We start from the raw sequence: 12,642 nt of genomic DNA, 5'->3' as shown, positions 1-12,642 counted from the left end.
ACCTAAACAAATTGTCCAATAGCCGCCGTGAATCAAAACATATTTCCATGAGAATTTTTCAAAAAGTGCGTTTATTCCAAAAATCGGAAGCACAAAAAGAATGCCAGTCATAGAACCGTGAAGCGCGCCGTGTTTAAACGTTCTAAAAGCAGTTCCGTAATCCGACATAAAGGCAGTAAACGATTCTTTGGCAGTATTTGGATCTCCACCAATCATGCCAAGAGCACCCGTTTGGTGAATGACCAAAAATTGAAGTACAAAACTGATGAAAATTGAAAAGAGAAAACACAGGCCGAAAACTTTTACCGGATTAAATGAAGCCAAGTCTTCAGGTTTCATTTTTGCGACTTTCATCCACGCATCGGCAAACAGCAACTTACTGTACCATAAAAATCCAACTAAAAGCGGAACGGCAGCCGCTCCGAAAACGGCGATAAAGTTTACATTCATAATTGTTTAGTTTTTGGTTTAATCAAAGATAGTAAGCATTTTCTTACGGACTTAAACGCAAAAGACTTTTCTCGAAGAAAGTAATGAAGCAAATTAATAAGGAACGTTTTCCAAAAATTAGCTTTGTAAAGCGGGCAAGTAGATGTCAAATGTAGCACCAATACCTTCAGTTCCGCTGCTGCGAATGGCGCCGGAGTGATTCTCACATATTTTTCGGCACATAGCCAGTCCGATGCCTGTTCCCGAGTATTCAAGCTTTCCGTGTAAACGCTGAAAAATGTTGAAAATTTGTTCGGCATACTCCTGTGAAAAACCAATGCCGTTATCGCGAATGGTAAACTGATAATAGTTTAAATCGGCTCTCAAATTCAAATCAGTAACCTGATCGCCCGTTACTGCTGTGTAGCTAATGTCAATGCGCGGCGATCTTGAATCGTGACAATACTTAAGCGAATTTGAAATAACATTTCCAAAAAGCTGACTCAGCTGTATTTTAATTCCCGACACTGTTGGTAAATCGGTCACGTGAACAACGGCATTTTTTTGTTCGATAACCAAGTCGAAATCGGCTAAAATCTCAGAAATCACTGTGTTGAGATCGACTTGCACAAATTTTGTCTCGCCGTTTGATAATTGCGAATAGCTTAAGATATCGCGAATTAAATTCGACATTCGTTCCGAAGAATTGATGATTCGCTCGATGTAGGTTTCCGTTCGGCTATCTTTTTCAGTTAAATGACTCGCAAGCATTTTCACGAAGGTGGTAATTTTTCGAAGCGGCTCTTGTAAATCGTGCGAAGCTACATAGGCAAACTGTGCCAGCGCCTTATTGCTCTGTTCCAAACTATGATTGGTTTGTTCGAGTGTACTATTTACCACTTCGAGCTGCTTGGTTCGTTTGGCAACAAGTTTTTCTAGCTCTTCTTCTTTCTGGCGAAGTACCGTTACATCTTGCGACGTTCCCGAGATGTATTCCGGCTTCTGTTCGTCGTCGTAACTAATTTTTACGGCCGAAACAATGATGCGTTTTTTGCCCGTTTGTGGTTCAATTTTGACGCGCTCGTCTCGAAAATCGGTTTTCCCTTGAAGTTCTTCAGGATGTGTGGCGATGTTTTCGAGAAATTTCTGAAATTCCAAATATTCGGCATCCAAAGCATCCACATTTTTAAACCAATCGGTAAATCGCCGATTCCCAATTAGCGTGCTCGATTTTAAGTCGTATTGCCAAGTGGCAAGTTGCGCCAAATCAACCGCTTGCTCTAAAGCAGCTTGTGCTTCGACAATTTTCTTGCGTGCCAAAACGCTATCGGTAACTTCAATAGCAACTTGCAAGACAGCATAAACGTTCTTGTTTTCGTCGAATAAAGGCGTATACGTAAAGTTGTAGTACTTTTCGAGTAATACACCGTCGTGGACGATTTTTACCATAGAATCTTGCGTAGAGTAGGGGATGCCCGAATCAAAAACACCGTGTAAAATTCCTATAATCGATTGGTTTTCAGTAAGTAATTCAGGCATTACTTCGGTTAACTTTTTGCCGGCTACATCTGGTCCTTTACCTAAAAGCTCAACAATTTTCTTGTTAGGAAGCTCAATTACCAAATCGCGACCCACAAACAGGGAAATACCAGCCGCAGCGTTTTCAAGAATACTTTGTAGTGTAGCTTCTTTGCTTTTATTATCGGCATCGACGATCACCGACTGCGTAACATCAGTTACAATCACAAAAACACCTTCAATTTCGCCAGTTTCTAATACCAACGGTTGAAAGGTAAAATCCACATATATGGTTTGCAGCGCTCCATTTTTTGTAATCTCTGCTCGCTCCGATTTTGCTGCGTACGGTTTTCCGCTGGCAATGACGTCGAGTAAAAGTTCGTCGAACCCTTGTCCTTTAATTTCGGGAATGGCATCTAGTAAAGGTCTGTCTATAATTTCTTCGGCAGTTCGATTTACGAGCGACAAGTAAAAAGGGTTGGCTTTTTCAAAAACTAGATTTTTATCTAAAACAGCCACGGCAACTGCAGCATTTTCAAACAAATCTAAAAACTGTTGTTGTTCTGCTTTAACTTTTCGGTTTAGATGCACACGCGCAGTTACATCAGTGGCGGTGCTTAAAATGGCGTATACGTTACCGTTGTCATCTTTCAAAGGCACGTAAGTGAAGTCGAAATACAGCGTTTGTTCCATTCCGTTGCGCAGTAGTCGGGCGGGCGCTTGTGTGCTGGTGTGTATTTCTCCTGTACGGAAAATATTCTGCAAAAGCGCAATAAACGGTTGGTCGTGAAGAATCGGTAAAATTTGCTGCAGCGGTTTTCCGATCACATTTTTATCGACATCCCAATAAGAAAGCATGATATCATTAGCTGCTGTAACGATTAGCTCTTTCGTGCTAAAAATACAGGCGGCAACGGGAAGTTTTTCAAGTATTTGGGCATCGCGTTGATCAGTTGAGGATTCTTCTTTTACGTAAAGAACTCCTTTTTGAAAGTGAGGTTGCTGTTCGTCTATGGGATGAAACTCGAAAGTAAAGACTCTATTTTCCAGCAGCAAAATTTGGGATTGGTTTGCAGGAAAAGCTTTTAGTTTCGAAAAATGTTCAATCAGCCCATCATATTTTAACGCTTTGGCATTAGGTAGGAAATAGGGTTCGACTCCCCAAACTAGAAAAACGGGCTCAGGCAGAACCAGTAATAACTTCAGATGAAAATACAATTCGGTATCCTGAAATACCTCTTCTGGCAAATTGTGGTAATATGCCTGAAGTTGGGGCTCTTTGAAAGTAATTGATTTGATAAAGTCGTTTTTTGTCAAGTGGAGTTACGCTTTTAATTTCTAATAGGCAAGGTGCGCGAGAATTCAGTGGAAAATAAGCGAACTGCTCTGGCACATTCCTTACATTTGAACTTCCTAAATGTACAATCTTTTTCCATAAAATGGGTTCAAATTTTCGAGTTCTTCCTAAATATGTAACTTTAGAAAAGTTGATTTTGCTGCTGCTTGTTGTCTTCTCGTACGCGGGTTTGCAGGCACAGGTTTTTCAGAAACTCACGGTTACAAACGACTTAAACATCGATCGCTCTGAAGTTATAGCCATTCAGCGAAGCTTGCTGCACTCGACGGTTAAGAAACACGCTAAAAAAGCGTTGCGAATTAAGCGCGAGGGGACAGATAGTTATTTGCCTACCCAGTGGTACGATTCTGATTTCGATGGTGTGGAAGATCAGGTTTTAATGCACGTAAGCATTCCAGCGGGCTCAATATTGTCGTACGACGTAGTATTAGACAGTACCCGCGGCCCTTCGAACTCAATGGTAAAAACAGCTGTTTTTAAGCATAAGGGTTATATTTATTGGGAAAACGAGACCGTTGTATTTAGAACGCCGGAGTACAGCACATCGAAACCGGCTGCTTTTGAGTTCGGGATTAAGCCGTCTGCGCAAGCGTTAGAGAGTCAGCGTAAAAAGTTCAAAAATAAAGAGCTTCCTTTTCAAAGTTTACTTACTGATGTATCGAGGAGTTTGGGCTTAGGCGCTACCACCATTTTGAACAAAGGTTTGCTGGAATATGCCGAAAAAATTGAAAAGCTAGAAGTTTTAGCCGACGGACCTTTACGAACGGTTTTTTTACTTTATTACCCAACTTGGGGTTCGCAAAAAATAGGAGAAATAAAACGAATTTCGATCGACAAAAGTGCGCTATTTACTTACGTTGATGTTTTTATGACCGAGGCTTCGAAGGCGTTGGGTTATGCGATTGTAGCTGAAGGAACACGCTCGGAACCCAAACTTACAATCGATTCGCGGTATTATCATTTGCAAACGCGCAAAGGCGAACAAGAAATGGTTCAAACCGTTTTCTTTCCGTACGACAACCCAAAAGAGGTGCAAACTTTTAATGCCGACCCTTCTTTTGGAACGCATACTTTATTTTCGTACAAACCCAAAGATCGCTTCACTTTTGCTGTGGCATATCAATTAATTCCAAAAACGAGCGCTGCAGCGTTTAAAGAATGGGAACAAACCGTCAAGAATTTCGAGCTGTGCAGATCAAATCCGTTAAAAGTAGCGTTGAAATTACCGCGTGAGTAGTTGGTTGTGAGCGCATTCTAAAAATTTTCAAAAAAAACTTGCTTTTAGCGAATAAAGAGGTGTATCTTTGCACTCAACATCGCGGGATAGAGCAGTAGGCAGCTCGTCGGGCTCATAACCCGAAGGTCACAGGTTCGAGTCCTGTTCCCGCTACAAGTCAAACTCCAATCGAAAGGTTGGAGTTTTTTATTTTACGCTGAAGGGCTCTTATCCGCCTAGGCGGACACAGGTTCGAATCCTGTTCCCGCTACAAGCAAGAATTAAACTTCTTTTTTCCTACTTGGTTTCCTAAATCTCTAACAACTGGATTTTTAGCAGCATAGAGGCTAAGATTTTTTTGGCATAGTTTTTATTACTGTTGATTACAAACACAAAAAAGGTACAGTATTGATTGATCATTACATTTTTTTAATCGTTTGTAAATCAATTAATCATGAAGGTACCTGTATTCCCATCAGTTTTATTTGTCGTACTTTTTTTCTCAGCGACAGCGTGTAAAAATCAATCGGCCGAGGAGCGTTTCTCCGAATCAAAAATGGAAAGTGAGGTCGTTGACACATTGAAGACTGCTCCTGTAAATGCCAGTAATCTTGAACGTGAGTTTGTTCGCACTGTTGATGCCCAATTTGAAGTAGAGGATGTTAGGGCTGCCACAAAAGCAATTGAAGATGCTACAAAAAAGTTTGGCGGTTTTGTTACCTTGTCAAATCTTCAAACGCAAGTACTACAAAGTGATGAAGTACCTGTTAGTGCCGACAGTTTATTGCTGTCGAAGAGGTATAAAATCGAGAATGTAATAACGCTTCGTGTACCTAACGTACAGCTCGATACTGTTTTACGTACAATAGAGAAACAGGTTAAGTTTGTTGATTTTCAAACGCTTAAGTGTGATGATGTTTCTTTACAACTTCTGGCAACCGATTTAGAGCGTCGGCGCAATGCTGTGGCAGCAAAACGTATTAGTAAGGCAATTGATCAGAAAGGAACAAAATTGTCGGGTATTGTTGATGCCGAAAATGAAGCAGATTTACGACGCGCACAAGTGGATCAAGCTTTGATGAACAAACTTTCCTTACGTGAAAATGTGGCTTTTAGTACTGTTACCCTTAAGGTTTACCAACGAGAACGCATGCAGCGCGAAGTGGTTTTAAACGAAGCAAACATCGATTCTTTTCAAGCTAGTTTTGGAGATAAGTTATTCGAAGGCTTTAAAAGTGGTTGGAATTTGCTCGAGGAAATTATTACATTCTTAGTTCGAATTTGGCCAGTTGTACTTGTACTTATTCTGGTAATCGTTGGTTACAGAAAAAGCCTGCGTCGAGCGGAACTACCTTGATTTGTATAAGATGGGAGCTTTTGAAAGTTAAGCCTCTGTGTATTAATTCGCCGAGGCGGACTCCCATTCAAGTTCTGTTCCCAATCTAAAGAAAACCTCGGTGAAAGCTGGTTTTTTTGTTTTGAAAATCTGCGCCTTTTTAAGTTGTGCAATTGTGGAATCAAGTGGTCCTTAAAATTTATCTTTTCGATGTCGCGCAAATTGTCACTTTTTCAGATTAGCATGAATCTTCAAAATGCTAGGCGAAAAGCCATAGTGTTTTTTAAAGGCTCGGCTAAACGACGACAGGTCGTTGAAACCCGCTAGGAGTGCAATCTCAGACAAGCTAAATTTCCCTGATGTAATTAGTTTTTTTGAGAATTCGAGTTTCAAACAGCTGATAAAATCATACGGACTACAATTAAATACCACTCGAAATAATCTAAAAAACTGAAACTCGGACAGCTCGCAATGGCGTGCAACTTCTTCAATTGTTTTAATCTTGGTGTAATTTTGTTCTATATAAAATCTGCCTTCTAGAAGCTTATTAAACAGTCGTTTTTTAGTCCGTATTTTCTGAGCGTCAATTTTTTGAATTTTCGCAGCATAATCCGATTGATTTGACACGATGCATGTAGCTAGTTCGTAGAAAAATTCTGTAGAAAACTCATATTCATGATTGGGATTTTTAACGATTGCCGCAGCAATATGTTTCAAATAAGCTCCTACCTTATTTTCTTCAATCGCATATTTCTTCTCTGGATACAAAGCCCCAGAAAAAAAATGGAAATCGACAATATTTGGTGAGTTTAAATCAGGATAGCACAAAACCGCTTCCACCTCGGTCATAATCCTTGGCGCAATGTCTATACAAATGCCTTTAACCGCTACTTGGCTGCCAATGTGCAGTTTCCCTCCGGTTGAATTATTAGCGAGTAAAAATTCGCCGCTTTTAATTTCATGTTTGGTGCCATCGATCGTGTATTTTTCGGTTCCTTCAACAACATATTTAACCGAAAAACTCCGGAATAAAACATCGGTTTCGAGCTCGTTGAACGTCGAAAAGTTTACCAAACTACTCTCTCGCGGCAGTTTTAGATTATAAATGTTTTGCTCGGAAATCTTATTGAACATTTGCACTATTGAATTCTTAGACATAAGTCTCTAAAATTCAGTGATGGTTACAAATCTATTTGCTTTTCTGGCATTTTTTCCCTCTCGCCTAATGGAATTGCTTTGAAATCGAGCAAAATAATTCGTGTTCAACTAGTTCGATGAAGAAAAAGAGCGTTTCTGTTATTTTCGTTTTTCCCGCAACAGCAGTACATCTTTATTGTCCACTTGCGGGTTATATCGGTCACAGATATATATGTCATTTTCGCCATCGCCATTTAAATCGCCAATTGCTATTCCCAGCGCGTCTATCTGAATTTTTCCTCCCAGTAAGCGATCACTTCCCATGCTGAAAATTCCTTTGCCGTCGTTGAGATACGTTTTTATTTTTCCTCCGAATACGTTCGCAACAATGATATCCAAATCGCTATCGCCGTCGATATCCAAAAAACTTGCATCGATGCTGTGATCGTCGTCTTTAGGCAAGCGACTATTGGTTTCGTCGGTAAATTTTCCTTTGCCATTATTGATGTACAGCTTGTTTTGTGGATTTTTGTTTCCTCTGAAATTTACGTTGGTAAACAACAAATCAACATCGCCGTCTTTGTCTGCATCGGCACAAATCACTTTTCTGCTTTCCATATCTGGAGCCGTTGGCAGCTGGTTTTCGGTTACATCTTCAAAAAAACCTTTTCCGTTATTGCGAAATAGCAGATTCCCATCTTCGTTGGCAAATATCAAATCCAAGTCGCCGTCTTTATCGATGTCAGTTGCTGCGATATCTTGAGTTACTTTGTTGATGATTGGAAGGCGTTTTTCGTCCAATTGAAATGTGGCATTTCCTCGATTGAGGTAAATCTGACTTTGCCCGTTGTTTCCTAAGATGATATCTGGTTTACCGTCTTTGTTGATGTCTTCCGAAATTACCGCATTCGCTTCGGATGGCGAGAATTGAAATGTCGCTGCAGTGTAAAATCCTTTTCCGTTGTTAAGGTAAAACTCATGGACTTTATCGTCTTCAGAACAAAAAACCAAGTCGATATCTCCGTCGTTGTCGAGATCTTTTGATACAATATCTTCGCTGTCGTGAATTACTTGTGGTAAACGTTTTTCAGATTCGTCGGTAAAATTTGCTTGCCCATCGTTTATCAGGATGGTGTTTGGTTGAAATTCATTGGCCAAGATGATATCTAAATCTTTATCGCCATCGATATCTGCCATTCGAACATCCATACTGGCTCTTTTAGCTCCGGGTTCGGGAAGTTGTTCGCTTGCATCGCGGAAGTATTTTCGTTCAGCCGGAACCGTTGTTTTTGTTAGCTTTTCAGAAATCCATTGATCAACATATTCGAAAATTTTTCCGTTAAATCGTGTTGCGGCATATTGTTGATAAACTGCCTGATTGTCCCAAAGTTCAATAAACTCTTGCATGGTACCTATTTCTTCAAAAGTATGACTAGATTTCGGTGCCAACCAGAATGTACCATGGCCGGGTCTTTGGCTATTCACATGGGCAATCATCGCCATACTGTCATCGGCACTGTTGGCGTTAAGATCGCATTCGCCATATATCGCCAAGGTGTAATTTTCGAATACTGATAGTGCTTTTGCAATATTATAACTGTTTAACTCTTTAAATGTTTGCATGTTTCGGCCAAAGCGCGATTGCCCATCTCCACTATAACCTAACAAATTACTCATAGCTGCAAGTCCGAGTGGTTCTTTCGTAATTTCTTCGATCTTTTTCTCAGAGTAAAAAAACTGATATAAATAGGGTTTAAACTTCTCCAGTGTTTGTCGAAGATCTCCTAAATCAGCCCCACGCAACGACGATTGTATCAGAAAGGCATCGGCAAGATATTCCGACCAAGGTTTAAATCCGGTACCATAAACAACAATTCCTTTGGGTTGGTATTTGGCCGCAAGTAGGGGAGCTGTAGTTCCGCCCATCGAATGACCGAATAAAAATATGTTGGTCTTGTCGACGTTCACGATTTTAAGCAGGTTTTGATAGCCGGCGTCGTACATGTCGAGTTCTTCAGTAAAGCCCATAGATAAACAGGGTGTACAGTTTTGATTATCGCCCATATCGCCTTTTTCCATCATGTAAACAGCGTAGCCCAACTCAACAAGTTTATCGATAGCTTGTTTGGTTTTATCGAGGGGTTGCATGTTGTCGAGTGAGTAACAGGGTAAACCTTGCAGAAAGTAAATGTACGCTTTTGGGGATTTATCTTTTGGAGTTTTAAGAATCGTTCTGACCCAACCATTTTTATAACCAAATTCACCGTATTTTATCGTCATAACATCCGATTGTTCAAAGGGTCTGGGCAAAACCTTTGCGTTCAGAAGTAGTGTTTTCTTATCTCGTTTTATTTCGAAGGTCAACGCATCATCTGCTCGTAGCGTCTTCGCAAAAGCCACAAGTTCTGCCGTATTGGCAATCGCTAACTGATTGACTTTTAAAACAATGTCGTTTGCTTGAATTCCTGCGTTTTGTGCTGTAGAATTGGGTTGCACCTGGAGAACAAAAGCTCCTGTCTGGTAATCGAACTTTATCTTTAAAGAATCGGGAACATTATTCATCAAGCTAACGCCCAATCCGCCTTTTCGCTTGAGATTTTGCGCGCTTGATGTAGTGAAAACGAGACTAAATACTAATGCAATTAGGGTTATTAATCGAAACATCTTTAGGTAATTTTAGATTGATGGATTATGTTTTTACTCTGTTTTGTTCTTCCTGGGATGCACCGGATTGACGAACTTTTAGGTTTTTTCCTTGGGTGAAGCGGTATGAAAATGAGAAAGTGACTACACGTGAATCGAATTCGCTATACCACGAAGCGTTGGCATTGGCGATGTTTCTGATTTGACCATTAATTTGGTTGGTGTAGAAAACATCCGACACAGCCAGTTTTAAGGAACCTTTTTCGTCGAGGATTTTACGCGATACGCCGATTCGCATTGAACCCACTGGACCGATAAAAAATTGTCCGGAAAGCAATGAACTCTGATATTGCCCAGAAAGTTCGGCGGCCCATGCCTTACTTAATTGAAATTGATTGGTCGGAACAACCGTAAAATTCCAAGCGGAATCGTCTAAACTTTCCGTATAAACTTTGCTTTTAAATGTGTTATTTATTAAGGAAGTATAGATGTTTAATGTCCACCAATTTCGCAACTTTAACAATCCATTTATTGCTAATCCGTATGAAATTTGCCGGTCAAAGTTACCAGGACGACTGTAATAAATGTTCCCGCGTTGCTCATTTGTTTCCGAAATTTCGTCCACAGTATAGCTGTACATTAATGTCGTTGTCAGAAAGTTTTTATACGTATGCGAGAGGTCTAAATTGTATGAAAAAGTTGGCTTCAGAAACGGATTGCCGCCGTAGAACGTAAAACGGTCAATTGGGTACGTAAACGGATTTAAATCTTTGTAATTCGGACGGTTTATTCGTCTTCCTGCTGAAATTCCCACAACGTGTTTTTGAATAGAATCTACACGATATTGGAGGAAAAGAGTAGGGAAGAGATTGGTATATTTTACTTGAAACGTCGAATCGGCAACCACTGGATTTCCCGCCTGATACCCTTTTACTCGAGTATTTTCCATACGTAAACCCAGCTGAATAGCGATTTTTTTGAAGTCTTTGTTGAAGTTCAGATAAATCGCGTTGATGTTTTCCCGATAAGTGAAATCGTTTGAAAATTCGTAATTCGGATTTGTCACGCCATTGGCAACATCTTGAAAATCGGCAACATTACGCGTGTCAACAAAACTTGATTTTGCACCCAGATCGAGCTTACCGTTTTTTAAGTTTATTCCTGTATAATCAACATTTGCTGTTCTAATCTTGATGGTTGAGGGCAATTTTGAAAGCAGTTGCGTTTCATTGATTAAATTGTTGTCTGGGTTAAAGGTTTGATTGATGAGCGACTGTGCAATATCAGAATCGTAGGTAACGTAATCGAGGTTGGCGGTAATTTCAGGTCCAGTTTGGTTAATCTTGTGTGTCATGTTAAGATTAAAGTTGCTGTTTTTGAAATCAACGCGCATTGGATTACTTGAGCGGATGATGCTTTCTAAACGTCGATTACTGTCGTACACTGTTGCGATGTTGCTTGTATTTCGGTCCGACGGATTTGAGAATCCGCTCCAAACGATTCCAAACGTTGTTTTTGCAGTTGCGTAGAAATCAGTTCCGAGTCGGATGGAATTGTTTCGCGAATCGGGTGTAATCAAGGAGTTTTGGATAAATTCGGAGCTTAAGTTGCCGGCTGGCGAAAAATAGGTGCGTGTAATGGTAAGGTCTTGATAACTTTTGTTTTTTGAAACGTTCAAATTTCCAAAGAAGTTCCATTTATCGATACGATAATTTAAGTTGAAACTGCTGTTCAAACGGGCGTAGGTTCCTTGGCCGTATGAAGAATTTATATTTCCGTTAGTTCCTTTTGCATTATTTTTTTTGAGGATGATGTTAATGATTCCGGCGTTTCCTGCCGCATCGTATTGGGCTGGCGGATTGTTCATGATTTCTATTTTGGCGATATCTGTCGCGGGTATTGATTTGAGGTAGTTGGCTAGGTCGTCTGCCGATAAATTTGAAGGTTTATTGTTAATCATGACAACTACTCCGTTTTTTCCGCGAATAGAAATGGCATTGTTAAAACCGATGTTCACGGATGGCGATTTTTCGAGTACTTCGAATGCGGTAAGTCCGGCATTTGATATTAGTGCGTTGGGGTCAACTACGATACGGTCGGCTTTTTGGGTGACGAAGTTTTTCTGTGTGGTGATTAGAACTTCATTGAGTTGGTTTGCCGTTTTCTGAATTTTGAATGGTGGCAGTTTTAGTACGGATTCTGCTCTGGCGAAAACCTCCGAGGTAAACTGTTTTGTTCCGTCGAGTAGAATTTCTATTTTGAATGCAGTCGAATTAATATCGTTGAATGTAAAGTTTCCATTTTCATCGGAGAATGTTGCTTTGATGATTTGATTTGAGGTTGCTTCGACAATGAGTACAGTTGCTTCGGCAATTGCTTGGCTTTCCAGATCGGTAATACGGCCACTAATTTCGGTCTTTTGTTGTGCGTACGTGCCAAGTTGCAAGATGAGTGTAAGCCAAAGTGCGAAAGGTTTCAAGCTAGTTTTTTTCCAAAAAGAACGCGTGTTTGTGTCATTAACCCAGTATTGGATGCTTGGTTTCACAAGCAACACTAGTGCTGGTATTTTTGGGAAGAATATGGTTTGGAGAGTCGATTTCAAGGCGTATTTTTTTCAAAAATAAGCGTCTGAAACCGAAGTCATTTGTCAAATCCTGCTTTATTTGAACGAGTAGAGAATGAACGTGTTTTAGGTGCGGAATGGATTTGTTTTAGTAGTACTAATTGTGGTAAAGGTGGTTAAAGAAAAAGTCTGCACGGAGCAGAAATACTTTAATTTACGTGGTATCGGCGTTTGGTCTTTTAACGAAGGGACTTCAATAATCTCACGATCTCTTAATCTTTTGATCTTTTGATCTTTCAATCTCCCAATCTTTCAATCTCCCAATCTCTCAATCTCAAAATCTTTTAATTTTTACGGTTTTTCCGTAACCAAAATTCGTTTTTTCTTAGTAGGGATAAACCCGTTTTCCCCTTCCCGTTTAGGGCGAAGCTCCCAAAAAAAAT

At 40.1% G+C, this 12,642-nt stretch carries 7 protein-coding genes and 1 tRNA gene; 3 read left to right on the top strand and 5 right to left on the bottom strand.

The features are described from left to right. The coding region (locus ACOVQQ_RS07040; protein ID WP_421817573.1) for a DUF1761 domain-containing protein at positions 1 to 450 on the bottom strand (450 nt) is incomplete at its 3' end. Between the two features lie 117 nt (positions 451 to 567). Then, positions 568 to 3,264, bottom strand: a complete 2,697-nt coding sequence (locus tag ACOVQQ_RS07035; RefSeq protein ID WP_421817572.1) for a PAS domain-containing protein — start codon at positions 3,262 to 3,264, stop codon at positions 568 to 570. Between the two features lie 122 nt (positions 3,265 to 3,386). Here ACOVQQ_RS07035 and ACOVQQ_RS07030 point away from each other — a divergent pair, with 122 nt between their 5' ends. From ACOVQQ_RS07030 to ACOVQQ_RS07020, 3 genes are all read left to right on the top strand, one after another. Then, on the top strand, positions 3,387 to 4,541 hold the full coding sequence (locus tag ACOVQQ_RS07030) for a DUF4861 family protein (protein WP_421817571.1): 1,155 nt from the start codon (positions 3,387 to 3,389) through the stop codon (positions 4,539 to 4,541). Between the two features lie 80 nt (positions 4,542 to 4,621). After that, a tRNA-Met gene (locus ACOVQQ_RS07025) sits at positions 4,622 to 4,694 on the top strand. Positions 4,695 to 4,974: 280 nt separating this feature from the next. Continuing rightward, complete coding sequence (locus ACOVQQ_RS07020; RefSeq protein WP_421817570.1) at positions 4,975 to 5,877, top strand: DUF4349 domain-containing protein; 903 nt, start codon at positions 4,975 to 4,977, stop codon at positions 5,875 to 5,877. 204 nt (positions 5,878 to 6,081) lie between these two features. On the opposite strand, the gene ACOVQQ_RS07015 is transcribed toward ACOVQQ_RS07020, so the two are convergent. The 3 genes from ACOVQQ_RS07015 to ACOVQQ_RS07005 form a co-directional block, all read right to left on the bottom strand. Next, a complete protein-coding gene (locus tag ACOVQQ_RS07015; protein WP_421817569.1) occupies positions 6,082 to 7,014 on the bottom strand; it encodes a helix-turn-helix domain-containing protein in 933 nt (310 codons plus the stop codon). Positions 7,015 to 7,152: 138 nt separating this feature from the next. Beyond that, entirely contained in the window at positions 7,153 to 9,657 is a 2,505-nt protein-coding gene (locus ACOVQQ_RS07010) for an FG-GAP-like repeat-containing protein (RefSeq protein ID WP_421817568.1), read from the bottom strand. 25 nt (positions 9,658 to 9,682) lie between these two features. Beyond that, the gene (locus ACOVQQ_RS07005) at positions 9,683 to 12,115 is read right to left on the bottom strand and encodes a TonB-dependent receptor domain-containing protein (RefSeq protein ID WP_421817567.1); all 2,433 of its coding nucleotides are present in this window, start codon (positions 12,113 to 12,115) and stop codon (positions 9,683 to 9,685) included. Positions 12,116 to 12,642 lie beyond the last annotated feature (527 nt).

It is taken from the genome of Flavobacterium sp., assembly GCF_049240005.1.
In the GTDB taxonomy this organism is placed as follows: Bacteria; Bacteroidota; Bacteroidia; order Flavobacteriales; family Flavobacteriaceae; genus Flavobacterium.
The sequence above is the reverse complement of the archived record's forward strand: the minus strand, read 5'-3'. Positions and strand labels throughout refer to the sequence as shown.